21 protein-coding genes are annotated in these 24209 nt (G+C 71.9%); 15 read left to right on the plus strand and 6 right to left on the minus strand.

The window, feature by feature from the left end; genetic code table 11:
* The first annotated feature begins 213 nt into the window (after positions 1-213).
* Genes AQJ46_RS28155 through AQJ46_RS28165 form a run of 3 tightly spaced genes read left to right on the plus strand, consistent with a single transcriptional unit; the run spans position 214 to position 3172 of the window.
* Positions 214-1098 (plus strand): DUF5819 family protein, encoded by an 885-nt coding sequence (locus AQJ46_RS28155; RefSeq protein ID WP_059208221.1) that lies wholly within the window; start codon positions 214-216, stop codon positions 1096-1098.
* Positions 1095-2429, plus strand: a complete 1335-nt coding sequence (locus AQJ46_RS28160; RefSeq protein WP_059208222.1) for an HTTM domain-containing protein — start codon at positions 1095-1097, stop codon at positions 2427-2429. The genes AQJ46_RS28155 and AQJ46_RS28160 overlap by 4 nt, the downstream gene beginning before the upstream one ends.
* A complete protein-coding gene (locus AQJ46_RS28165; RefSeq protein WP_059208223.1) occupies positions 2426-3172 on the plus strand; it encodes a TrmH family RNA methyltransferase in 747 nt (248 codons plus the stop codon). Before AQJ46_RS28160 ends, AQJ46_RS28165 begins: the two co-directional genes overlap by 4 nt.
* On the opposite strand, the gene paaN is transcribed toward AQJ46_RS28165, so the two are convergent.
* Positions 3169-4860: a phenylacetic acid degradation protein PaaN gene (gene paaN, locus AQJ46_RS28170; RefSeq protein WP_059208224.1), complete on the minus strand. Its 1692-nt coding sequence runs from the start codon at positions 4858-4860 to the stop codon at positions 3169-3171. The genes AQJ46_RS28165 and paaN overlap by 4 nt on opposite strands.
* Positions 4861-5020: 160 nt before the next feature.
* Here paaN and AQJ46_RS28175 point away from each other — a divergent pair, with 160 nt between their 5' ends.
* Both AQJ46_RS28175 and AQJ46_RS28180 read left to right on the plus strand, forming a co-directional pair.
* Positions 5021-6538, plus strand: a complete 1518-nt coding sequence (locus tag AQJ46_RS28175) for a 3-hydroxyacyl-CoA dehydrogenase (RefSeq protein WP_059208225.1) — start codon at positions 5021-5023, stop codon at positions 6536-6538.
* Positions 6535-7125, plus strand: a complete 591-nt coding sequence (locus AQJ46_RS28180; protein WP_059208226.1) for a TetR/AcrR family transcriptional regulator — start codon at positions 6535-6537, stop codon at positions 7123-7125. The genes AQJ46_RS28175 and AQJ46_RS28180 overlap by 4 nt, the downstream gene beginning before the upstream one ends.
* A 2-nt stretch (positions 7126-7127) precedes the next feature.
* On the opposite strand, the gene AQJ46_RS28185 is transcribed toward AQJ46_RS28180, so the two are convergent.
* The gene (locus tag AQJ46_RS28185) at positions 7128-7613 is read right to left on the minus strand and encodes an Lrp/AsnC family transcriptional regulator (protein WP_059208227.1); all 486 of its coding nucleotides are present in this window, start codon (positions 7611-7613) and stop codon (positions 7128-7130) included.
* A gap of 191 nt (positions 7614-7804) precedes the next feature.
* Here AQJ46_RS28185 and pdhA (AQJ46_RS28190) point away from each other — a divergent pair, with 191 nt between their 5' ends.
* The 6 genes from pdhA (AQJ46_RS28190) (at position 7805) to AQJ46_RS28215 (ending at position 14797) form a co-directional block, all read left to right on the plus strand.
* Positions 7805-8950, plus strand: coding sequence for a pyruvate dehydrogenase (acetyl-transferring) E1 component subunit alpha (gene pdhA / locus AQJ46_RS28190; protein WP_059208228.1), 1146 nt, complete (start codon positions 7805-7807; stop codon positions 8948-8950).
* Entirely contained in the window at positions 8947-9951 is a 1005-nt protein-coding gene (locus AQJ46_RS28195) for an alpha-ketoacid dehydrogenase subunit beta (RefSeq protein ID WP_059208229.1), read from the plus strand. The genes pdhA (AQJ46_RS28190) and AQJ46_RS28195 overlap by 4 nt, the downstream gene beginning before the upstream one ends.
* On the plus strand, positions 9951-11312 hold the full coding sequence (locus AQJ46_RS28200; RefSeq protein WP_059208230.1) for a dihydrolipoamide acetyltransferase family protein: 1362 nt from the start codon (positions 9951-9953) through the stop codon (positions 11310-11312). The genes AQJ46_RS28195 and AQJ46_RS28200 overlap by 1 nt, the downstream gene beginning before the upstream one ends.
* A 103-nt stretch (positions 11313-11415) precedes the next feature.
* Complete coding sequence (locus tag AQJ46_RS28205; RefSeq protein ID WP_059208231.1) at positions 11416-12333, plus strand: NTP transferase domain-containing protein; 918 nt, start codon at positions 11416-11418, stop codon at positions 12331-12333.
* Positions 12330-13694, plus strand: a complete 1365-nt coding sequence (locus AQJ46_RS28210) for a molybdopterin molybdotransferase MoeA (protein ID WP_059208232.1) — start codon at positions 12330-12332, stop codon at positions 13692-13694. The genes AQJ46_RS28205 and AQJ46_RS28210 overlap by 4 nt, the downstream gene beginning before the upstream one ends.
* Positions 13682-14797, plus strand: coding sequence for a potassium channel family protein (locus AQJ46_RS28215; RefSeq protein ID WP_079072448.1), 1116 nt, complete (start codon positions 13682-13684; stop codon positions 14795-14797). The genes AQJ46_RS28210 and AQJ46_RS28215 overlap by 13 nt, the downstream gene beginning before the upstream one ends.
* Here the strand turns inward: AQJ46_RS28215 and AQJ46_RS28220 are convergent, their stop codons facing one another.
* Both AQJ46_RS28220 and AQJ46_RS28225 read right to left on the minus strand, forming a co-directional pair.
* On the minus strand, positions 14798-15646 hold the full coding sequence (locus AQJ46_RS28220; protein ID WP_059208234.1) for an ABC transporter permease: 849 nt from the start codon (positions 15644-15646) through the stop codon (positions 14798-14800).
* Positions 15643-16656: an ATP-binding cassette domain-containing protein gene (locus tag AQJ46_RS28225; protein ID WP_057609008.1), complete on the minus strand. Its 1014-nt coding sequence runs from the start codon at positions 16654-16656 to the stop codon at positions 15643-15645. The genes AQJ46_RS28220 and AQJ46_RS28225 overlap by 4 nt, the downstream gene beginning before the upstream one ends.
* A 183-nt stretch (positions 16657-16839) precedes the next feature.
* Here AQJ46_RS28225 and AQJ46_RS28230 point away from each other — a divergent pair, with 183 nt between their 5' ends.
* Positions 16840-17820, plus strand: a complete 981-nt coding sequence (locus AQJ46_RS28230; protein WP_059208235.1) for an NAD(P)H-quinone oxidoreductase — start codon at positions 16840-16842, stop codon at positions 17818-17820.
* A gap of 14 nt (positions 17821-17834) precedes the next feature.
* Here the strand turns inward: AQJ46_RS28230 and AQJ46_RS28235 are convergent, their stop codons facing one another.
* Positions 17835-18542 carry a hypothetical protein gene (locus tag AQJ46_RS28235; protein ID WP_059208236.1) on the minus strand — a complete coding sequence of 236 codons (708 nt, stop codon included), beginning with the start codon at positions 18540-18542 and terminating at the stop codon, positions 17835-17837.
* A 136-nt stretch (positions 18543-18678) separates the two neighbouring features.
* Here AQJ46_RS28235 and AQJ46_RS28240 point away from each other — a divergent pair, with 136 nt between their 5' ends.
* Both AQJ46_RS28240 and AQJ46_RS28245 read left to right on the plus strand, forming a co-directional pair.
* The gene (locus AQJ46_RS28240; RefSeq protein WP_059208237.1) at positions 18679-19221 is read left to right on the plus strand and encodes a bacterial proteasome activator family protein; all 543 of its coding nucleotides are present in this window, start codon (positions 18679-18681) and stop codon (positions 19219-19221) included.
* 415 nt (positions 19222-19636) lie between these two features.
* Positions 19637-21205, plus strand: coding sequence for a protein kinase domain-containing protein (locus AQJ46_RS28245; protein WP_059208238.1), 1569 nt, complete (start codon positions 19637-19639; stop codon positions 21203-21205).
* A gap of 76 nt (positions 21206-21281) precedes the next feature.
* Here AQJ46_RS28245 and AQJ46_RS28250 read toward each other — a convergent pair whose 3' ends face one another.
* Positions 21282-22565: a phosphotransferase gene (locus AQJ46_RS28250; protein ID WP_208616995.1), complete on the minus strand. Its 1284-nt coding sequence runs from the start codon at positions 22563-22565 to the stop codon at positions 21282-21284.
* A 495-nt stretch (positions 22566-23060) separates the two neighbouring features.
* Here AQJ46_RS28250 and pdhA (AQJ46_RS28255) point away from each other — a divergent pair, with 495 nt between their 5' ends.
* Positions 23061-24209: a pyruvate dehydrogenase (acetyl-transferring) E1 component subunit alpha gene (gene pdhA, locus AQJ46_RS28255; protein ID WP_057609002.1), complete on the plus strand. Its 1149-nt coding sequence runs from the start codon at positions 23061-23063 to the stop codon at positions 24207-24209.

Genomic DNA, 24209 nt, shown 5'->3' on the forward strand with positions numbered 1-24209 from the left:
CTGTGGAAAACCCACGGGCTCCCTGTGGAAAACCGGGGCGGGAGTGAGAACGGCCACGGCGGGGCCGGTCGGAAGGGGCTGTGCGGGGCGGTCGGGCCTGAGTACCGTGCCGGTGCGAGCCGCGGCGCGGCGGGTGCGCGCGTCGGCCACCGGCCGCTGCGGTCCCCCGCGGCCAGGCGGCGGTGAACGGACCGGAATCGGGAACGGGGCGGAATGGACGCGTACGACGGAGGCTCGAACGCCCGGCGACAACCGGGCGCCCCGAGCGAGCCGGGCGATGCCCCTGAGCCGGAGGGGCCGGACGGGCCGGAGACGACGCAGGCGCCAGGTGAGCCGGCCGCGCTCTCCCAGCCGCAGGAGGAGTTCCCCGCACCGGATCGTCAGCCCGCCGACCCCGCTGAGATACGCCGGCCTGCAGCACCCCCCGCCCCCTACGGCGACCCCCACCTCCCTACCGGCGTGGCCGCTCTCTCCCTGCGCTATCAGATCGGCGTCGCCCTGGCGCTCGCCGTCGTGGCCGTCGCCGTCTGTGTGCACATAGGGATGGTGTTCTTGCACGTCGCGCCGCAGAACACGGTGACCAAGCAGCACGGCAGGGCGGTCGACGACTGGGTCTACCCCGAGTTCGAGCAGAACTGGAAGCTCTTCGCGCCGAACCCGCTCCAGGTGAACATCGCGGTGCAGGTCCGGGCCCGGATACGCAGCGCCGACGGCGGCAGCCGTACGACCGGGTGGTACGACCTGTCCGCCCAGGACGGCCGGGCCATAGACGGCAACCTGCTGCCCAGCCACACCCAGCAGAACGAGCTGCGGCGCTCCTGGGACCTCTTCGTCGCCACGCACGACGCCGACAACCGCCCGGTCGGCCTGCGCGGCACCCTCTCCGAGACCTATCTGCGCCGCATCGTCGTGCTGCGCCTGGAGCGCGACGACGCGACCGCGCCGGGCGACGTCCTCGTGAGCGTCCAGGTCCGCTCCAGGACCACGAACGTGCCTCCGCCGAAGTGGAGCGAGGAGAAGGTCTCTGTGCAGCCGGTCTACCGCGAGCTGCCCTGGTGGGCCGTGACGGCGGACGACACCGAGGGGAGCGTCCGGTGAACCGCTTCGCCCTGGCGGTGTCGACCGGCATCGCGCGCGTCACCGAGACCGCTCTCGGCCCCTACCAGACCGCGATGATCCGCATCGGCTTCAGCGCGACCTGGCTGCTGTTCCTGCTGCGCGAGTTCCCGCACCGCCAGGAGCTGTACGGCCCGGACGGTCCCTGGAACTGGAACCTCGCCGAGCAGCTGATCTCGATCAACGGCGCGTTCACGGCCCTGATGTGGTCGGACGGCCGGTTCTGGTTCGAGACCGTCTACGTGATGGCCGTCCTGTCGAGCCTTCTGCTGCTGCTCGGCTGGCGCACCCGCGCGATGTCCGTGCTCTTCATGGTCGGCGTGCTCTCGCTGCAGAACCGCAGCATCTTCATGGGCGACGGCGGCGACAACGTCCTGCATCTGATGTGCATCTATCTCGTCTTCACACGCTGCGGCCAGGTCTGGTCGCTGGACGAGCGGCGGGCCCGGCGCTCGCGGGAGGCACGCGCGCGTGGGGAGCATGTCGTGGACCGGGCCGGTCCGGCCCTGTGGGGTGCCCTCGGGCTCGTGCTGGTGTCGGCGGCCTTCCTGGGCAAGCTGAACGGCGACTGGTTCGTCCCGGCGCTTCTGTGGGTCCTGTGGTCGGCACAGGCCCTGTGGTGGGTGGTGGGACGGTTCGCCCGGTCCGGCCAGCCGCGGATCATGCTCGACGTCGTCGCCAACATCGTCCACAACGGCGCCCTGCTCGTGATCATGGCCGAGGCCTGTCTGATCTACGCGACGGCGGGCTGGTACAAGATCCAGGGCTCCCGTTGGCAGGACGGCACCGCCGTCTACTACCCCCTCCATCTGGACTCCTTCTCGCCGTGGCCCGCCCTCGCCGACCTGCTGTCGGCGCACGGCGTCATGGTGATGCTGGTGACCTACGGCACGGTCGCCGTGCAGGTCGCGTTCCCCTTCACGCTGTTCAACCGGCGGGTGAAGAACATCCTGCTGGCCGCGATGATCACCGAGCACGCCGTGATCGCGGTCGTCCTCGGCCTGCCGTTCTTCTCGCTGGCGATGATCGCCGCCGACTCGGTCTTCCTGCCGACGTCCTTCCTGCGCCGACTCGGCGACGGGGCCGCACACGCGCGTGGCCGTCTGTGGGCGCGTTTCGCGGGTGGGGGCGGCCCGGGCCCGGGGCTGCCCGGGCAGCCCGGTCCGAAGGGGCAAGTGGGTCTTCAGGGGCAACCGGGTCCCCAGCAGCCGGGCGCACCGAAGGAGCCGGGGTCCGCGCGAACCCCGGGGCCCACCGGCGGCCCCGGCGACCCAGAGAACCCCGATCACACGCACGTAGGCTTCCCCGCATGACCGGTCCCGATCCCGTGAGCCTGTGGCGCAGGCTCGCCGACGCCTCCGTGCTGCTCGACGGCTTCCACGCCCTCAAACACGCCGTGCGCTTCGGGGCCGACGTCCCGGTGGCGGTCGCCGTCGACCGGGGCGCCGCGCTCGCCCTGGCCGAGGAGCTGGCGCCGGACGTACGGGACACCCTGGACGCGCTGCTGACACAGGTGCCCGAGTCGGTGTACGCGTCCCTCGTGCCGCGTCCGCACCCCACGGCGGTGGCGGCTCTGGCCGTACGACCGTCCCGGGTCGCCCATCTCGAGAGGCTGGCGCACACGCCGCGTACCGCCCCCGTCGTGGTCCTCGACCATCCACGCAACCTCGGCAACGCCGGGGCCGTGATCCGGCTGGCCGCGGGCTTCGGGGCGACCGGCGTGGTCACCACGGGCACGCTCGACCCGTGGCACCCGACCGTCGTACGTGCCGGCGCGGGCCTGCACTTCGCGACCGCCGTGGAGCGCCTGACCGTCGCCGAGCTGCCGGCCGGCCCGGTGTTCGCCCTGGACCCGGAGGGCGACGACATCCGGGGCGTGAAGCTCCCGGACGACGCCGTCCTCGCGTTCGGCTCGGAGCGCAGCGGGCTGTCGCCCGAACTGCGCGCGCGTGCCGGTCGCCTGGTGGCGCTGCCTATGCGCCCCCAGGTCTCCAGCTACAACCTGGCGACGAGCGTGGCGATGACGCTCTACCACTGGAGCCTCGGCGGGTCCTAGGCCTCCCGGCGCACCTCGACCACCCGGAAGCGGTTCGCGACGAACGCCCCGTCGCACAGCGCGGCGTTCGCCGCGGGGTTGCCCCCCGATCCGTGGAAGTCGGAGAACGCGGCCGTCTGGTTGACGTAGACCCCGCCCACGAGGTTCAGCGACAACTGGGCCGCCTCCTCCAGGCAGACCTCCTGGACGGCCTGTTCGACCTCCTCGTCGGTGGTGTACGCGCCGACCGTCATGGCGCCCTTCTCGCGAATCGTCCGGCGCAGCAACTCGACCGCGTCGGAAGCCGAGTCCACCGCCACGGCGAAGGACACCGGCCCGAAGCACTCGCTCATGTAGGCGGCCTCGTCGTCCGGCTTGGCTCCGTCCAGCTTGACGACGACCGGGGTGCGCACGACCGCGCCCGGGAACTCCGGGTTGGCGATCTCCCGCGACGCCAGGGCGACTTCTCCAAGCCCCGCCGCGGTCTCCAGGCGCGCCGTCACGTCCGGGTTGACGATCGCGCCCAGCAGGGCGTTCGCGCGCGCGTCGTCGCCGAGGAGGCCGTCGACGGAGCGGGCCAGGTCGGCGACCACCTCGTCGAAGGTCTTGGGGCCCTCGTCGGTGCGGATGCCGTCCCGGGGGATCAGCAGGTTCTGCGGGGTCGTGCACATCTGGCCGCTGTACAGCGACAACGAGAAGGCCAGGTTGGCGAGCATCCCCTTGTAGTCGCCGGCCGACTCCACGAGCACCGAGTTGACGCCGGCCTTCTCCGTGTAGACCTGCGCCTGACGGGCGTTGGCCTCCAGCCAGTCACCGAACTCCGTCGAGCCGGTGTAGTCGATGATCCGGATCTCCGGGCGCGTGGCCAGGGTCTTCGCGATGCCCTCGCCGGGGCGCTCGGCGGTGAGCGCCACCAGGTTCGGGTCGAAGCCGGCCTCGCTCAGGACGTCCCGCGCGACCTGGACCGTGAGCGCGAGCGGCAGCACCGCGCGCGGGTGGGGCTTCACCAGGACCGCGTTGCCGGTGGCCAGGGAGGCGAACAGGCCCGGATAGCCGTTCCACGTCGGGAAGGTGTTGCAGCCGATGACCAGGGCGATCCCGCGCGGGACCGGGGTGAACTGCTTGGTGAGCGCGAGCGGGTCGCGCTTGCCCTGCGGCTTGGTCCACTCCGCGGTGTCGGGTGTGCGGACCTGCTCCACGTACGCGTACGCAACCGCCTCCAGGCCGCGGTCCTGCGCGTGCGGGCCGCCGGCCTGGAACGCCATCATGAACGCCTGGCCGCTGGTGTGCATGACCGCGTGCGCGAACTCGTGGGTCCGGTCGCTGATCCGCTTGAGGATCTCCAGGCACACCACCGCGCGGATCTCCGCGCCCGCGTCCCGCCACGCCTTCTGGCCGGCCTTCATCGCGGGCAGCAGCGCGTCCACGTCCGCGTGCGGGTACTCGACGCCCAGCTCGATGCCGTACGGCGAGACCTCGCCGCCCACGAAGCCGTCCGTGCCGGGCTGGCCGAGGTCGAGTCGGGTGCCCAGGAGGGCGTCGAAGGCGGCCTTGCCCGCCGCCATGTCGAGGCTGCCGTGCTCGCCGTAGGCCTTGGGATGCTCCGGGTGCGGGGACCAGTACGCGCGGGTGCGGATCGCTTCGAGCGCCTGGTCGAGGGTGGGCCGGTGCGTGGCGATCAGCTGGTGGACGGTCAGTTCGGCGGCCATGCGGGACCAACTCCTCGTCTTTCGAACTCTTCGTCGAGCTCATGACCTGGGCAGAAACATGGGCAGGAACAGCCAGACAGAGTTAGAGTAACCGAACGATCGGTCGGGACAAGGGGGTCCGCCGCATCTGTGGAAAACCCCGTGCGGGAGGATCGCGCACATGACAGGACTCGACCTCAGCAGCCCCGTGGCCGTTGTCGGCACCGGCACCATGGGCCAGGGCATCGCCCAGGTCGCGCTGGTCGCCGGGCATCGCGTGCGGTTGTACGACGCAGCCCCCGGCCGTGCCCGGGAGGCGGCCGACGCGATCGGTGCCCGCCTTGACCGGCTCGTCGAGAAGGACCGGCTCACCGCCGCCGACCGGGATGCCGCGCGCGCCCGTCTCGCAGCCGCGGAGCACCTCACCGACCTCGCGGACTGCACCCTGGTCATCGAGGCCGTCCTGGAGCGGCTGGACGTCAAACAGCAGCTCTTCCGGGAGCTGGAGGACATCGTCGTCGAGGACTGTCTGCTCGCCACCAACACCTCCTCCCTGTCGGTGACGGCCATCGCCGGCGCCCTGCGCCACCCGGGCCGCTTCGTGGGCCTGCACTTCTTCAACCCCGCCCCGCTGCTGCCGCTGGTCGAGGTCGTCTCCGGGTTCGCCACCGACGTCTCCTCGGCCACGCGCGCGTACGAGACGGCACGCGCGTGGGGCAAGACGCCGGTCGCCTGCGCCGACACCCCGGGCTTCATCGTCAACCGCATCGCGCGGCCCTTCTACGCCGAGGCGTTCGCGGTCTACGAGGCCCAGGGCGCCGAGCCCGCCACCATCGACGCGGTCCTGCGTGAGTGCGGCGGCTTCAAGATGGGCCCGTTCGAACTGACCGACCTGATCGGGCAGGACGTCAACGAGTCCGTGACGCACTCCGTGTGGCGGGCCTTCTTCCAGGACGTGCGCTTCACGCCCTCGCTGGCCCAGCAGCGCCTGGTCGAGTCGGGCCGGCTCGGCCGCAAGAGCGGACAGGGCTGGTACGACTACACGGACGGTGCCGAGCGCGACGAGCCGCACACCGCGGAGCCGGCCCAGGCGCCCGCGTACGTCGTCGCCGAGGGCGACCTGGGGCCCGCGTCCGAACTGCTCGCCCTCATCCGCGAGGCGGGCATTCCGGTCCGTGAGGACGAGGAGGACCACGGCACCCGGCTGGTCATGCCGAGCGGCGGACAGCTGGCCCTCGCCGACGGGCAGACCTCGGTGGAGTTCCGGGACGTCGTCTACTTCGACCTCGCCCTCGACTACCGCAGGGCCACGCGCATCGCGCTGTCCGCCTCCCAGGACACCTCGCAGCAGACCCTCGCCGAGGCCGTAGGGCTCTTCCAGGCGCTCGGCAAGGACGTCAGCGTCATCGGTGACGTGCCCGGCATGATCGTCGCCCGTACGGTCGCCCGCATCGTCGACCTCGCGCACGACGCCGTCGCCAAGGGCGTGGCCACCAAGGAGGACATCGACACCGCGATGCGGCTCGGGGTGAACTATCCCCTCGGCCCGTTCGAGTGGAGCCGCAGGCTGGGCCGCAACTGGGCGTACTCCCTCCTCGACGACCTGCACCTGCGCGACCCCTCCGGGCGGTACGCGCCCTCGCTCGCGCTGTACCGCCACGCGTACGCCTCCGACAAGCGGGAGGGCAGCACCTCATGACGACCGCCAAGCGGGACACGTACACCCCGGAGACGTTGCTGTCCGTCGCCGTCCAGGTCTTCATCGAGCGCGGCTACGACGGAACCTCCATGGAGCACCTCTCCAAGGCGGCCGGTATCTCCAAGTCGTCGATCTACCACCATGTGTCCGGCAAGGAGGAGCTCCTGCGCCGGGCCGTCACCCGGGCCCTGGACGGCCTCTTCGGGATCCTCGACGAGGAGCACGCGCGCGTGGGCCGTGCCTCCGGCCGCCTGGAGTACGTCGTGCGGCGCATGGTCGAGGTGCTGATCGCCGAACTCCCGTACGTCACCCTGCTGCTGCGCGTGCGGGGCAACACCGGCACCGAGCGCTGGGCCCTGGAGCGCCGCCGTGATTTCGACCACCGGGTCGCCGAGCTCCTGAAGGCGGCGGCCGCGGAAGGCGACGTACGCGGCGACGTGGAGGTACGCCTCGCTACCCGCCTGGTCTTCGGCATGATCAACTCCATAGTGGAGTGGTACCGCCCCGACGGACGCGGGATGAACGAGCGCGAAGTCGCCGACGCGGTCGTGCAGTTGGTGTTCTCCGGGCTGCGCGAACAGTCCTGACGTCAGCCCTGCGGTTCCAGGTCCTCCTCCTCGAAGACCAGGAGGGTGCGAGTGCTGAGGACCTCCGGGATCGCCTGGAGGCGGGTCAGGACCAGCTCGCGCAGGGATCTGTTGTCGGGCGTGTGCACGAGGAGCAGCACGTCGAAGTCCCCGCCGACCAGGGCGATGTGGGAGGCACCGGGCAGTTGTCTGAGCTGTTCTCGGACCGTTCGCCAGGAGTTCTGGACGATCTTCAGGGTGATGTACGCCGAGGTGCCCTGGCCCGCGCGCTCGTGGTTGACGCGGGCTCCGAAGCCGCGGATGACGCCGTCCTCGACGAGCCGGTTGATCCGCGCGTAGGCGTTGGCGCGCGAGACATGGACCCGTTCGGCGACCGACCTTATCGACGCGCGGCCGTCCGCCTGGAGCATCTGGAGAATGTCCTGATCGATGGCGTCGAGCGGACGCGGGGGCGGGAGGGGGGCGCCGCTCTCCGGGCCTTCGGCCATTTGTTCAGATGCCATGTCCCCCCGCCTCCCTGTCATGGACGTACTGCGTTCATTGGAGGCTGTGGAGAACCGTTTGTCCACAGCCTGAGGGGGCCGGTAGCCAAAATGTGCCGACGACCGAACAATCGGTAGGTGAGGCGCCTCACACACCCGTGGTGCGCCACCAGCCGCTCCCACGAGGAGGTGCCGTCATGACGGTCATGGAGCAGCGGGGCGCGTACCGGCCATCGCCGCCGCCCGCATGGCAGCCCCGCACGGACCCCGCGCCCCTGCTGCCCGACGCGGAGCCACGACGCGTCCTGGGCACCGACGCGGCCGCTCAGGCCGACCCGGCCCTGCTGCGCCGCCTGTACTCCGAGCTGGTGCGCGGCCGCCGCTACAACACGCAGGCCACCGCTCTCACCAAGCAGGGCCGCCTCGCCGTCTACCCGTCCAGCACCGGACAGGAGGCCTGCGAGGTCGCCGCCGCGCTGGCCCTTCAGGACCGTGACTGGCTCTTCCCCAGCTACCGCGACACCCTCGCCGCCGTCGCCCGCGGCCTGGACCCCGTGCAGGCGCTGACCCTCCTGCGCGGCGACTGGCACACCGGCTACGACCCGCGCGAACACCGCGTGGCCCCCCTGTGCACCCCGCTCGCCACCCAGCTCCCGCACGCCGTCGGCCTCGCGCACGCCGCCCGCCTCAAGGGCGACGACGTGGTCGCGCTCGCCATGGTCGGCGACGGCGGCACCAGCGAGGGCGACTTCCACGAGGCGCTGAACTTCGCCGCCGTCTGGCAGGCCCCGGTCGTCTTCCTGGTCCAGAACAACGGCTTCGCCATCTCCGTCCCGCTCGCCAAGCAGACCGCGGCCCCGTCGCTGGCCCACAAGGCCGTCGGCTACGGCATGCCCGGGCGCCTGGTCGACGGCAACGACGCGGCCGCCGTGCACGAGGTCCTCAGCGCCGCCGTACGCCACGCGCGCGCGGGCGGCGGGCCCACCCTGGTGGAGGCGATCACCTACCGCGTGGACGCCCACACCAACGCCGACGACGCGACCCGCTACCGCGGCGACGCCGAGGTCGAGACCTGGCGCGGACACGACCCGATCGCCCTCCTGGAGCACGAGCTGACCGAGCGCGGCCTGATCGACGAGGGCGGCATCGAGGCCGTGCGCCAGGACGCCGAGGAGTTCGCCGCCGGGCTGCGCGAGCGCATGAACCAGGACCCGGTCCTCGACCCCATGGACCTGTTCGCCCATGTCTATGCCGAGCCCACCCCGCAACTGCGCGAGCAGCAGGCCCAGTTGCGTGCCGAGCTCGAAGCCGAGCACGACTCTCACGGGGGTACGCGCCGATGACCACCGTCGCCCTCAAGCCGGCCACCATGGCGCAGGCCCTCACGCGCGCGCTGCGCGACGCGATGGCGGCCGACCCCACCGTGCACGTCATGGGCGAGGACGTCGGCACCCTCGGCGGTGTCTTCCGGGTCACCGACGGGCTCGCCAAGGAGTTCGGCGAGGACCGCTGCACGGACACCCCGCTCGCCGAGGCGGGCATCCTCGGCACGGCCGTCGGCATGGCGATGTACGGGCTGCGGCCGGTCGTGGAGATGCAGTTCGACGCCTTCGCGTACCCGGCGTTCGAGCAGTTGATCAGCCATGTGGCGAAGATGCGCAACCGCACGCGCGGGGCGATGCCGCTGCCGATCACCATCCGGGTCCCCTACGGCGGGGGCATCGGTGGGGTCGAGCACCACAGCGACTCCTCCGAGGCGTACTACATGGCGACGCCGGGGCTCCACGTCGTCACGCCCGCGACCGTCGCCGACGCCTACGGCCTGCTGCGCGCCGCCATCGCCTCCGACGACCCGGTCGTCGTCCTGGAGCCCAAGCGGCTGTACTGGTCGAAGGACTCCTGGAACCCGGACGATCCCCGAACCGTTGAACCGATAGGCCGCGCGGTGGTGCGGCGCTCGGGCCGGAGCGCCACACTCATCACGTACGGCCCGTCCGTCCCCGTGTGCCTCGAAGCCGCCGAGGCCGCGCGGGAGGAGGGGTGGGACCTCGAAGTCGTCGACCTGCGCTCACTGGTGCCGTTCGACGACGACACGGTCTCGGCCTCGGTACGGCGGACCGGGCGGGCGGTCGTCGTGCACGAGTCGGGCGGGTTCGGCGGACCGGGCGGGGAGATCGCGGCCCGGGTCACGGAGCGCTGCTTCCACCATCTGGAGGCGCCGGTGCTGCGCGTGGCCGGGTTCGACATCCCCTATCCGCCGCCGATGCTGGAGCGTCATCACCTGCCCGGCGTGGACCGGATCCTGGACGCCGTGGGGCGTCTGCAGTGGGAGGCGGAGAGCTGATGGCGCAGGTGCTGGAGTTCAGGCTGCCGGATCTCGGCGAGGGCCTGACCGGGGCGGAGATCGTCCGCTGGCTGGTGGAGGTCGGCGACGTCGTCGCGGTCGACCAGCCGGTCGTCGAGGTCGAGACGGCCAAGGCGATGGTCGACGTCCCGTGCCCCTACGCCGGCGTCGTCACGGCCCGTTTCGGCGAGGAGGGCAGCGAACTCCCGGTGGGGGCACCCCTGATCACGGTGGCGGTCGGAGCGTCGGCCCCCGATGGTTCGACGGAGGCTCCCAGCGGTTCGACGGAGGCCTCCGGCGGTGCGGCGGGGGGCTCGGGAAACGTACTTGTCGGGTACGGCACCTCGGAGGCACCCGCGCGGCGGCGGAGGGTACGCCCGACACCCGCCGTACCCGCGGCCGCGAACGGCAGGAGCATCCCCGCCGAGCCGGTCGAGGAGCCGGAGGCCGGTGCCCCCGCCGTGGTGGACGGGCCCGTTCCGGTGATCTCGCCCCTGGTGCGCCGGCTCGCGCGTGAGAACGGCCTCGACCTCAAGGAGCTCACCGGCTCGGGCCCCGACGGACTGATCCTGCGGGCGGACGTCGAGTACGCCCTGCGGGCCGCCGCCGTACAGACGCGGACGGCACCCGTACCGTCCGCCACCCCGGCGACCGCCCCCGCGACGACCCCCGGAGGGACCCGCGTCCCCCTCAAGGGCATCCGGGGCGCCGTGGCCGACAAGCTCTCGCGGAGTCGGACCGAGATCCCCGACGCCACCTGCTGGGTGGACGCCGACGCGACGGAACTCATGCGCGCGCGTGCCGCGATGAACGCGACCGGCGCTCCGAAGATCTCCCTGCTCGCGCTGCTCGCCCGGATCTGCACCGCCGCCCTCGCCCGCTTCCCCGAGCTCAACTCCACCGTGGACATGGCGGCCAGAGAGATCGTCCGGCTGGACGCCGTGCATCTGGGGTTCGCCGCGCAGACCGAGCGGGGACTGGTCGTGCCGGTCGTGAAGGACGCACACGCGCGGGACACCGAGGCCCTGTCCGAGGAGTTCGCCCGGCTGACCGAGGCGGCCCGCACCGGCACCCTCACCCCCGCGGAACTCACGGGCGGCACCTTCACGCTGAACAACTACGGCGTGTTCGGCGTCGACGGCTCCACGCCGATCATCAACCACCCCGAGGCGGCCATGCTCGGCGTCGGCCGTATCGTCCCCAAGCCGTGGGTGCACGAGGGCGAGCTGGCGGTGCGCCAGGTCGTCCAGCTCTCGCTCACCTTCGACCACCGGGTGTGCGACGGCGGCACCGCGGGCGGTTTCCTGCGGTATGTGGCGGACTGCGTGGAACAGCCGGCGGTCCTGCTGCGCACCCTGTGACCGCGGCGCCGGCCCACCCCGGTCGCGGCCCCGGCACCCGCACCGCGCGATCGCGGCGCTGCCGCGCGTTCCCTGTGATCGTGGCGGCACGCATACTCGGAGGGTGATTTCGTACGAGCCCTCGCGCGACCCGGGCGCCGGTCCCGTGTACGACGTGGTCGTGCTCGCCGGGGGTGCCGCCCGGCGACTCGGCGGCGCGGACAAGCCCGGTGTGCGGGTGGGCGGACGCGCCCTGCTCGACCGCGTCCTCGCCGCCTGCGCCGACGCCGGCACCACCGTCGTCGTCGCCGACCCCCGCCCCACCGCCCGGCCGGTGACCTGGGCCCGTGAGGACCCGCCCGGCGGCGGCCCGCTGGCCGCCCTGGACGCCGGCCTGCGGCACACCACGGCGCGGTACGTCCTGGTGCTCTCCGCCGACCTGCCCTTCCTCCAGGAGGGCACCGCACGTCTGCTGCTGACCGTCCTGCGCACGGGCGGCGCCGACGGCGTGCTGCTCACCGACGCCGACGGCCGCGACCAGCCGCTGGTGGCCGCGTACCGCGCGACCTCCTTGCGCCACGAACTCGCCGGGCTCACCAAGGAGCACGGCGCTCTCACCGGCCTTCCGCTGCGCCGGCTGACCGCCGCGCTCGACCTCACCCGCGTCCCCGACCCCGTCGCGTCCTTCGACTGCGACACCTGGGACGACATCGCCACCGCCAGGGCACGGATCAGGGAGCATGGGCACGTGTTGGATGAATGGATTTCCGCAGTCAAGGACGAACTGGGCATCGACCTCGACGTCGACACCGGCGTGCTGCTCGACCTCGCCCGTGACGCCGCGCACGGCGTGGCCAGGCCCGCGGCGCCGCTGACCACCTTCCTCGTCGGCTACGCCGCCGCGCAGGCAGGCGGTGGTTCCGAGGCGGTCGCCGAGGCCTCCCGCAAGGCCGCGGCCCTGGCCCTGCGCTGGGCCGACGAGACCGACGGCGACAGCGCTACGCCCGACGGGGGCCCCGATACCCGCCCGGACGCCGGATGACCGCCCGGTCCCTGCGCAGCGGCGAGGAGGCCGACGAGTTCGACGTCGAGGAGGCGCTGGCGCTGGTGAAGGAAGACAACGGCGCCGCCCACCGCGCCCCGGCCCCCCCGCCCCAGGCCTCAGGCCGCGCGCCCGAACCGCACGCCCACCACAAGGCGACGCCCTGGGCCGAGGCCCGCGCCACGGCCGCCCGGGCCGCCCGTGCCGTGACCCGCGGCGCCCGCCGCGCCCCCGTCTCGGTGCGGCTCGAGGACGCCCTCGGCCTCACCCTGGCCGCTCCCCTCGACGCCCTCACCGACCTCCCCTCCTTCAACACCTCGGCCATGGACGGCTGGGCGGTCGCGGGACCCGGCCCCTGGGCCGTACGGGACGAGGGCGTACTGGCCGGACACGCCGAGCCCGCGCCCCTCACCGACGGCGAGGCGGCCCGGATCGCCACCGGCGCGCGCATCCCCCCGGACACCACCGCCGTCCTGCGCAGCGAGCACGGACAGACCGACGAGAAGGGCAGGCTGCACGCCACCCGCGAGGTCGTCCACGGTCAGGACATCCGCCCGCGCGGACAGGAGTGCCGTAGCGGCGACCAGCTCCTGCCGCCCGGCGCCCTCGTCACCCCGGCCGTCCTCGGTCTTGCCGCGGCCGCCGGATACGACACTCTCACCGCTGTCCCCCGCCCCCGCGTCGAAGTCCTCGTCCTCGGCGACGAGTTGCTCACCGAGGGTGCTCCGCGCGACGGCCTGATCCGGGACGCGCTCGGGCCGATGCTCCCGCCCTGGCTGCGCGCGCTCGGCGCCGAGGTCACCGCCGTACGCCGGCTCGGTGACTCCGCCGCGGCCCTGCGCAAGGCGGTCACCGGCTCCGACGCCGACGTGATCGTCACGACCGGCGGCACCGCGGCCGGACCCGTCGACCACGTCCACCCCGTCCTTGGCCGTATCGGTGCCGAACTCCTGGTCGACGGCGTCAAGGTGCGCCCCGGCCACCCCATGCTGCTGGCCCGCACCAAGGAGAACCAGCACCTCGTCGGCCTGCCCGGCAATCCCCTGGCGGCGGTCTCCGGCCTGCTCACGCTCGCCGAGCCGCTGCTGCGCACCTTGGCTGCCCGTCCGGCTCCGGAGCCGTACACGCTGCCCTTGCGGGACGAGGCCCACGGTCATCCGTACGACACCCGGCTCGTCCCGGTCGTCCTGCGTGGTGACAGTGCGGTTCCGCTGCACTACAACGGCCCGGCCATGCTGCGGGGCATCGCGGCCGCCGATGCCCTGGCCGTCGTACCGCCCGGGGGTGCCCGGCCGGGGCAGGAGGCCGAACTGCTTGATCTGCCCTGGGCATCCGCCGGAATCGGGGTGTGTTTCACGTGAAACTTCCGGGCCATGACGCGATCGCCCGCCAGGCGGACGAGCATCTCGTGACCCACAAGGTGAAGTTGCCGCGCAAGGTGGTGGAGCACCCGTTCCGCCAGGTCGCCAAGCGGGTGCTGATGGCCCTGCTGGTCCTGGCGGCGACCGCCCTGATCGTCTACGCCGACCGTGACGGCTACAACGACAACTCCGACCAGTCCGTCGACTTCCTCGACGCCTGGTACTACGCGACCGTCACCCTCTCCACCACCGGATACGGCGACATCACCCCGGTCAGCGATGCCGCCCGGCTCACCAACATCTTCGTCATCACGCCCCTGCGTGTGCTGTTCCTGATCATCCTGGTCGGCACGACGCTCGAAGTCCTCACCGAACGCACCCGGGAGGAGTGGCGGCTCAACCGCTGGAGGTCCACCTTGCGCGACCACACCGTCGTCGTCGGCTTCGGCACCAAGGGCCGGTCGGCGATCCAGACCGTCTGCGCGACGGGTCTGAAGAAGGAGCAGGTCGTGGTGGTCGACCCCAGCGGCAAGGCGATCGACGCCGCGACCGCCGACGGATACGCGGGGATCGTCGGGGACGCCACACGCAGTGAAGTGCTCATGCGAGCCGAGGTGCACAGGGCACGGAAGATCATCATCGCCACCCAGCGCGACGACACGGCCGTCCTCGTGACCCTGACCGCCCGGCAGCTCAACAAGGGCGCCAAGATCGTGGCCGCCGTGCGCGAGGAGGAGAACGCGCCGCTGCTCAAGCAGTCCGGCGCCGACGCGGTCATCACCAGCGCCAGTGCGGCCGGCCGGCTCCTCGGTCTTTCGGTGCTCAGCCCCGCCGCCGGCATGGTGATGGAGGACCTCATCCAGCAGGGCAGCGGGCTCGACCTCGTCGAACGGCCGGTCATAAAGGCCGAGGTGGGAAGGAAGCCGAGGGAGACGGAAGACCTGGTGGTGAGCGTTCTGCGCGGGCACCGGGTGCTCGGCTACGACGATCCGGCCATCGGGACCCTGGAGCTGACGGACCGGCTGATCACGATCGTGCGCGCGACGCCGGGCACACAGGTGGCACCCGACGCGCGCCCGCTGCCTCCCATGCCCTCGCAGTGATCACTTGCGGTTGTAGAGCCGCATGGTGACAGGGCCGAAGACCGCGATGAACAGGCCCGCCCACCCCAGCGACCAGGCGATCTCGTCGGCGGGCCAGTCGCCCGCCATCAACCCGCGCACGGCCGAGGACAGATGGGTGATCGGGCTGTTGTTGACGAAGGCCTGGAGCCAGCCCGGCATCGTGCGAGGGTCGACGAAGACGTTGGACAGGAAGGTCAGCGGGAAGATCACCATCATGCTGACGCCCATCACCGACTTCTCGGTGCGCAGCAGCAGCCCGAACATCGTCCAGATCCACGAGAAGGCGAACGAGAACACGACGAGCAGGGCGATCCCGGCGAGCACACCACCCACACCGCCGTCCGGGCGGTAGCCGAGGATCACCCCGACGGTGAGCATCACGACGGACGCGATCGTGTAGCGCAGGGCATCGCCGAGCAGGTAGCCGACCATCACCGACGGCCGCCAGATCGGCAGCGTGCGGAACCGGTCGAAGACGCCCTTTTCGATGTCGGTGTTCACCGAGACACCGGTGTACATGGTGATCATCACGACCGACATCACCAGGATGCCCGGCAGCAGGAACTGGATGTACTCCTTCGGGGACCCGGCCAGGGCGCCCCCGAACAGGTACGTGTACATCAGCACCATCATGATCGGGAACGCGGTGACGTCGAAGAGCTGCTCCGGCACATGCTTGATCTTGAGGATCGCCCGCCAGCCGAAGGTCAGCGAGGCCGACAGGGCGCTCGGGCGCGGCGGACGTTCCCCGGTGACCAGCAGCGCGGCCAGCGACTCCGCGCTGACGGGGGCCAGGTCCTGGGCCTCGGTCTGTGTCGCGGTGCTCATGCCGCCACCTCGTCCTTGTCGTCGCGGGCGTCTCGGGCCTCGTGCGTGTCGTGTCCGGTGAGGGCGAGGAAGACCTCGTCCAGGCTGGGCTGGCCCAGCGAGAAGTTGTCGACGGTGATCCCGGTGCGGGCCAGTTCGGCGAGGGCGCGCGAGGCCTGTTCGGCGGCGGTGTCACCGGTCGCCGAGCCGAGCCGGGCCGTCAGTGCGACCGAGTCCGGTTCCAGCTGCACCTGGGCGTCCAGGGCCCGTCGTAGGATCTCCGCCGCCTCGGGCCGCCGTCCGCCGTCCCTGAGCCGCAGATGTACGGTCCCGGCGCCCACCGAGGCCTTCAGCTCGCCCTTCGTGCCCTCGGCGATCACCCGGCCGTGGTCGATGACGGCGATCCGGGAGGCCAGCTGGTCGGCCTCGTCCAGATACTGCGTGGTCAGCAGCACGGTGGTGCCCTGGGCGACGACCGCGCGCACGATGTCCCAGACCTGGTTGCGGCTGCGCGGATCGAGGCCGGTGGTCGGCTCGTCGAGGAAGAGCAGTTCGGGTGTGTTGAGGATGGACGCGGCGATGTCGATACGGCGCCGCATGCCGCCGGAGTAGTGCTTGACCTGCTTCCCGGCCGCGTCCGAAAGACCGAAGGCTTCCAGGAGCTGCCCGGCACGCTCGCGTGCGGCCTTCTTGTGGTGGCCGAGGAGGCGTCCCAGCAGGACCAGGTTCTCGGTGCCGGTGAGGTCCTCGTCGACGGAGGCGTACTGGCCGGTGAGGCTGACCCGGCCGCGGACCTCGTCGGCCTCGCGGACCACGTCGTGGCCGAAGACGTGGGCCTCGCCGCCGTCGGGCCTGAGCAGGGTGGCGAGCATCTTCACGGTGGTGGTCTTTCCGGCGCCGTTCGGGCCGAGGACGCCGTACACCGTGCCGGCCGGCACGGCGAGGTCGACTCCGTCGACGGCCCTGGTCTCGCCGAACGTCTTCACCAGGCCCGCGGTTTCGATGGCCAGGGCTGACGTGTGCTGGCTCATGGTGGGATGTCCTTCCGCGCTCTTGGGGTACGCATGGGGAGACCTTTACCGTCGCGCAAACTCATCGGTGGTGCACAGGGAATTTCGGGGAGACCGGTCCAAGGGTGGAGACCGCATGGGACCGCGGACCGAGCACCGGCGGGTGCCGAGGAAGCGCGGAGCCCGAGGAGTAGCGTCGGGCGCATGCATGCGATCACGATTCCCGAACCCGGTGGGCCCGAGGCGCTGGTCTGGAGCGAGGTGCCGGATGCCGTGGCCGGCGAGGGCGAGGTGCTGGTCGAGGTGGTGGCCGGCGCCGTCAACCGCGCCGACATCCTGCAACGGCAGGGCTTCTACAACCCCCCGCCCGGCGCCTCCCCCTACCCCGGCCTGGAATGCTCCGGACGGATCGCCGAGGTCGGCCCCGGTGTCTCCGGCTGGGCCGTCGGCGACGAGGTGTGCGCGCTGCTCGCGGGCGGCGGCTACGCAGAGAAGGTCGCCGTACCGGCCGGACAGCTGCTGCCCGTGCCCAAGGGCCTCGACGTGCGGCGGGCGGCCGCGCTGCCCGAGGTGGTCTGCACGGTCTGGTCGAACGTCTTCATGGTCGCCCACCTGCGCCCCGGCGAGACACTGCTGGTGCACGGCGGCTCCAGCGGCATCGGCACGATGGCGATCCAGCTCGCCAAGGCCGTGGGCGCCAAGGTCGCGGTGACCGCGGGCACACCGGAGAAGCTGGACCGCTGTGCCGAGCTCGGCGCGGACATCCTGATCAACTACCGGGAACAGGACTTCGTCGACGAGGTGAAGAAGGCCACCGACGGGGCGGGCGCCGACGTCATCCTGGACAACATGGGCGCGAAGTACCTCGACCGCAACGTCAACGCACTCGCCGTCAACGGACGGCTCGCGATCATCGGCATGCAGGGCGGCATCAAGGGCGAGCTGAACATCGCCACGCTGCTGAACAAGCGCGCCGCTATCAGCGCGACCTCGCTGAGGGCACGCCCGCTGGAGGAGAAGACGGCGATCGTGGCGGCCGTACGCGAGCATGTGTGGCCACTGCTGGACGCCGGGCACATCCGCCCCGTCGTCGACCGCGAGCTGCCGATGAGCGACGCGGCCGCCGCGCACCGGGTCGTCGAGGAGAGCGGCCACATCGGCAAGGTCCTGCTGGTCACGCCATAGGCGTTCCCGCGGCCCTACCCGCGCCGTATCCGCAGCGCGAACAGGCCGAGCCCGAGCCCCAGGCCGACCAGCACCAGCCCGGTGCCCAGCGGCAGGATGAACACCTTGGGCGCGGCCGCGGGCCGCTGCGCGGGTCGTGACGGTGCCACGGCGGTCCGCGGGGGCGGCTCCGACCCGACGGTGAGGTCGCCGTCCCCGGCCTCGGTCTCCCCGGAGTCCGTGCCGTCGGCGTCCGCGTCCTCCTCCACCGGCTCCTCCCGCCGCCCCGGCCGCTCCCGCCCCTCACCCGCACGGCTTCCGGCGCGGGACGGTGTGGCGGCAGAGGGAGAGGGAGCCAGGGAGGCCGAGGGGGAGGCGCGCTCCGGGCCATGGCCCCGCGGGGAATCCGAGGGGTCGGCGGCCCGGGAGGGCGCGGGGCTCGTGGCGGGGTGCCGCGGTCCGTGGCCCGCGACCGCGCTCGACGGGATGTCGGAAGGAGAGGACGACGAGCTCCCGGCGGCGCGCGGCGGGGTCCCGGTGACGAGGGACCAGTCGGTCCTCCGTAGCGGCGACCGCGAGTCCGTGAAGGAGGGCGACGCGCTCGCGGTGCCGCCTGAGGTGAGGGGGTGCAACTCGGCGCCGTAGGCCTGAGGTGTCCCGTACAGCAGGCCGCCCTGCGGCAGGACGAGGGTGCTCGAGCCCACCACGATCGCCAGTACCGTCGCACGTAGCCAGGGAGTCACGGGACAAGACTGGCATCCAGGTATGAGACCGGCATTCCGGGCGACGCCAGGGGAGCGATCCGCTTCGCGGACGGTGGATCAGCGTGTAGCGGGGGCACCTCACTGGTGAGGTGTACGGGTGCGAGAGAATGGCGGCATGGAGATGCCGAGGAACGAAGGTTCGCCGGAAAGTCCCCAGATCCTGGTCGTGGGCCAGGACGGGATGGCGCTGGGCGGCGGGGGTGACGACGATTCCCGCGAGGTTCCGGTCACGGAGATGGTCGAGCAGCCCGCCAAGGTCATGCGGATCGGCAGCATGATCAAGCAGCTGCTCGAAGAGGTGCGCGCGGCTCCTCTCGACGAGGCCAGCCGGGCGCGGCTCAAGGAGATCCACTCCAGCTCGGTGAAGGAGCTGGAGGACGGTCTGGCCCCCGAGCTCGTGGAGGAGCTGGAGCGGCTCTCCCTCCCCTTCAACGACGACGTGACCCCCAGTGATGCGGAACTGCGCATCGCCCAGGCCCAGCTGGTGGGCTGGCTCGAGGGTCTCTTCCACGGGATCCAGACCACGCTGTTCGCCCAGCAGATGGCCGCGCGGGCCCAGCTGGAGTCGATGCGGCGCGCGCTGCCCCCGGGCGTCGGCGGCCATGAGGATGGTGTCGACCCGCGCGCCGGCGGCCGCTCGGGCGGACCGTACCTGTAGCCCCCCGACCTGAGAAGGGCCCGGCAGCCGACGCTGCTGGGCCCTTCATGTCGTCGGTGGGAAGCGCTCGTTCGGGTTCTTCTTCCGGGGGACGTCCGGGCCCGGTCGGCGTGCCGGGGACCGGCGGACGTGACCTTGGCCACGGAGTCCCGTTCCGGGCCGCCCGCCCCTGCGGAAGCGAGGTGCCCGTTCCGTGACCGTACGCGAAAGAAAGGTCGCGCGGGCGTTACAGGTGCCCTACCGCCGGTACACAGGATTTGCACGCCGAGACGAAGTACAGGTTTGATGGCCGGTCCGTCTCGGGCCGGTCCCCGGGCTCATCCCGGACCGGTGGCTTGCGCGAAGGCTGTAGCGTGGCCGACGGAGACCGTGACAACACCGCGCGCACCGCGGGCAGAAACGACGGCGAGGACCGATGGCACAGCAGCAGCGCGCTCAGGGCCCGTCCGACCCCGAGGCGACTGGCGGCGGAATGTCAGATGCGCCGGAGCTGTGGGGTAACGGCGGACTGGTGGGGGACGGCCGATATCGGCTGACCCGCAGACTCGGCCGGGGCGGTATGGCCGAGGTGTTCGCGGCCGAGGACGTACGGCTCGGCCGCACCGTGGCCGTCAAGCTGCTGCGCGCCGACCTCGCCGAGGACCCGACCTCCAAGGCCCGCTTCACGCGCGAGGCCCAGTCCGTGGCCGGCCTCAACCACCACGCGATCGTCGCCGTGTACGACTCCGGCGAGGACTTCGTCGGCGGCCAGTCGGTGCCGTACATCGTCATGGAGATCGTCGAGGGGCGGACGATCCGGGATCTGCTGCTCAACGCCGAGGCGCCCGGTCCCGAGCAGGCCCTGATCATCGTCTCCGGGGTCCTGGAGGCGCTCGCCTACTCCCACCAGCACGGCATCGTGCACCGCGACATCAAGCCGGCGAACGTGATCATCACGCACAACGGCGCCGTCAAGGTCATGGACTTCGGCATCGCCCGCGCCCTGCACGGCGCGTCCACGACGATGACGCAGACCGGCATGGTCATGGGCACCCCGCAGTACCTCTCCCCGGAGCAGGCCCTCGGCAAGGCGGTCGACCACCGCTCCGACCTGTACGCCACGGGTTGTCTGCTGTACGAACTCCTCGCGCTGCGGCCGCCGTTCACCGGCGAGACCCCGCTCTCCGTCGTCTACCAGCACGTCCAGGACATCCCGACGCCTCCGTCGCAGGTCTCCGACGCCGTCCCGCCGGAGCTCGACGGCCTGGTCATGCGCTCGCTCGCCAAGGAGCCGGACGACCGTTTCCAGACGGCCGAGGAGATGCGCGGGCTCGTCCAGTACGGCCTGCAGATGCTGTACGACCAGGGCGGCCACACCGGCACCTGGAACACCGGCCCGGTGACGGCGCACGACGGCCGCGGCACGCCCTCCGCGGGCTTCGCGAGCACCAGCGTGCTGCCGCACTCCGGCGACTCCTCCGGCACCACCCAGATTCCGCAGCCGATCCTGCCCTCGGGCTACAGCGGCGGGGACGACGGCGGCTTCGAGGGACACGGCAACCGGGGCAGCGGCCGCGGCAAGCTGTGGATCCTCGCCGTCCTCGCGGTGATCGCCGTCGCGGCGGGCGTCGCCCTGGCGCTCAACGGCGGCGGCGGTGGCGGGGGCGGTGGCGGCGCCGGCAGCTCCGTGACGCCGTCCACCTCGCAGTCCACCGACGACCAGACGGCCAGCGAGACGCCGAGCGACGAGCCGACCGAGGAGGAGACCGACACGTCCACGGACAACAGCGGCGACTCCGGAGGCTCCGGCTACACGCCGTCCTATACGCCGTCGTACACGCCCTCGTACACGCCTTCGCCCACGGCGACCCAGCCGTCCGAGACGGCGACGGAGCCGACGGATACGGCGGAGCCGACCGATACGGCGCCGGAGCCGACGGAATCGGCAGACCCGACCGGCGGCCTGGTCGGGGGCACGCAAGGCGGCGACGGCGGCGACTCCTGACCGCCCGCAACTCTTCACGCGCGCGTGGCCCCGGGAACGGGCGCCACGCGCGCGTGCCGTTTCCGAGGCCGCAGTGTCATCCGACGAACGCGTCGCACACCGCCTCGTACTCCCGCGTCCACCACACCACCAGGGCCGACGCCGCCGGGAACTGGGAATCCGCGCGGGTGTCACCCCGCTCGTAGTGCCAGCGCAGCATCCAGAAGTCGTTGAGGCGCTCCCACCACACGCGATGCACGGCCGCCGCGAGCTCCGAGGGCGTGGCTCCCGCCGAACGCCGGTACGCGCGCGCGTACGCCCGCACCTTCGGCAGGTCGAGCGTCCCCACGGGGAGTACGAAGAAGATCGCGGCGGCGCGTACGGCCTCCTCCGCGCGGGGCTTCACGCCGAGCCGGTCCCAGTCGACGATCGCGGCGGGTGCCTCGCCCCGGTACAGCACGTTGAAGGGGTGGAAGTCCCCGTGCACCCAGCCCACCGGCCCGCCGTGCGGAGGCCGCCGTCCCACGTGCTGTTCGAGCAGTGACCGCCGCTCCAGGAGCCGGTGCCTGGCCAGCTCGTCGAAGGAGTCGGCCGGCCGGTGTCGGCCCACGCGCGCGAGGAGATCGTCGATCAGCGCGAAGGTCGCGGCGGGGTCGGCGCCGGCGTCGACGGGGGTCGTGGTCTCGGCGTTCTGGACGTGCGGGTGACCGGCGTGCCGCTTGTCGGCGCGGGCGCCGTCGGCACCCGTGGTGGCAGGGCACAGGGACGCGGCGCGTTCTGCACCCGGCGCGCTCCGGCCCGCCCGCGCGCGGTGCCGGTCGTCCGGCACCCCTTCGCCCGGCGATGCGAGGCACCCGCCACCCCGTGTCCCCGCGCCCGACGGCGTGCCCGGCTCGCTGTCCGGGGCGCCTTCGGCGGTACGTGCGCCTCCGCGTGCCGACGCACTCTTCTCCCCCTGCTCGCACCCCTCCACCGGCATCACCCGCTCCAGACTCGCGTGCACCACCCCCAGCAGCGCCCCTAGCCGGCCGCACTGTTCGGCGGTGAGCTGGGCGCCGTGGCGATGGCGGCCCTCGATCCAGGGGTGGAGGGCGTAGGCGTGCCCGCCGACGACCGCGACCGTGCGCCCGTCGTGGGCCGGGAGGGGCGGGGCGACCGGCACGCCGAGGGCGGCCAGGCGCTGGGTGGCGCCGTGCTGGCGGGCGATCGCCTCGGGGGCGGCCGTCTCGGGGTCGAAGTGGTGCTTGAGGAAGTAACGGCCGCGGGTGGTGCGGAGCCGGTAGCCGCGGTTGAGAAGCCCTTGGTCGACGGGTTCGCAGGCGAGGGCGGATCCGGCGGCGTACTGGCGGAGGAGGGCACCCAGCGGGGGCGCGTGAGGCATGAGGGGTGGTACGAGAGAGCGCGGCACGCGGCAGATGCTAGGGCACGAATCAGCACTGTGAGCTGGGCGTTGTCGCGTACAGTCACAGATCGACACAGTGAGTCGCTACCGGTCTCCTTCGGTCACGGGACTTCTTCGCACACTCGGCAAGTCGGACGCGGATGCTCTTCCGGTGACGTGGGTCGACGGGATAACGTGCCGTTGCTCCGGCCTCCTGCAAGGCTGTGACCAGCGCCCCTTCCAGCCTTTTCCGATTTACTTGGAAATCCAAGCAAAATCGCAGGTCAAAGGGGGTTTCACAGAAATGTGGAGCACTGGGTAACGTGATTCTTGCAGGGCGCTCGCCGGGGCACCTGTCACGCCTGTTCCGGCCAAGTGACACCCACCCCGTGCCCGGGTGTCGGAAACAGGTGAGCCGCTTCCCCAGGCTCTGAACGAGCTGGGGGACCCCCAGCTCCCGGCAACCCCGAGGGCCGGACCGACGGAGGAGCACACGTGACCGTGGAGAGCACTGCCGCGCGCAAGCCGCGACGCAGCGCCGGGACGAGGAAGTCCCCGAGCACCAAGCCCGAACTGGTTCAGCTGCTGACGCCCGAGGGCAAGCGCGTCAAGAACGCCGAGTACGACAAGTACGTCGCCGACATCACCCCCGAAGAGCTCCGCGGCCTCTACCGCGACATGGTGCTCACCCGCCGCTTCGACGCCGAGGCCACCTCCCTGCAGCGCCAGGGCGAGCTGGGCCTGTGGGCTTCGCTGCTCGGCCAGGAGGCCGCCCAGATCGGATCGGGACGGGCGCTGCGCGACGACGACTACGTCTTCCCCACCTACCGCGAGCACGGCGTGGCCTGGTGCCGCGGGGTCGATCCGACCAACCTGCTCGGCATGTTCCGCGGGGTGAACAACGGCGGCTGGGACCCCAACGGGAACAACTTCCACCTCTATACGATCGTCATCGGCTCCCAGACGCTGCACGCCACGGGCTACGCGATGGGCGTCGCCAAGGACGGCGCCGACTCCGCGGTCATCGCCTACTTCGGCGACGGCGCCTCCAGTCAGGGCGACGTGGCCGAATCGTTCACCTTCTCCGCGGTCTACAACGCCCCGGTCGTTTTCTTCTGCCAGAACAACCAGTGGGCCATCTCCGAGCCGACCGAGCGGCAGACCCGCGTCCCGCTCTACCAGCGCGCGCAGGGCTTCGGCTTCCCCGGCGTACGGGTCGACGGCAATGACGTGCTCGCGTCGCTGGCCGTCACCAAGTGGGCCCTGGAGCGGGCTCGCAGCGGCGAGGGACCGACGCTCGTCGAGGCCTACACGTACCGCATGGGCGCCCACACCACCTCCGACGACCCGAGCAAGTACCGGGCCGACGAGGAGCGCGAGGCCTGGGAGGCGAAGGACCCGATCCTGCGCCTTCGCCGGTACCTGGAGGCCTCAAACCACGCGGACGAGGGATTTTTCGCGGAACTGGAGACCGAGTCCGAGGCGTTGGGCAGGCGAGTGCGTGAGGCGGTCCGTGCCATGCCGGACCCGGATCGTTTCGCCCTCTTCGAGCACGCGTACGCGGACGGACACGCGCTCGTCGACGAGGAGCGGGCCGAGTTCGCCGCCTACCAGGCGTCGTTCACGGATGGGGAAGGGGCCTGA

The organism is Streptomyces canus, assembly GCF_001514145.1.
Taxonomy (GTDB): domain Bacteria; phylum Actinomycetota; class Actinomycetes; order Streptomycetales; family Streptomycetaceae; genus Streptomyces; species Streptomyces canus.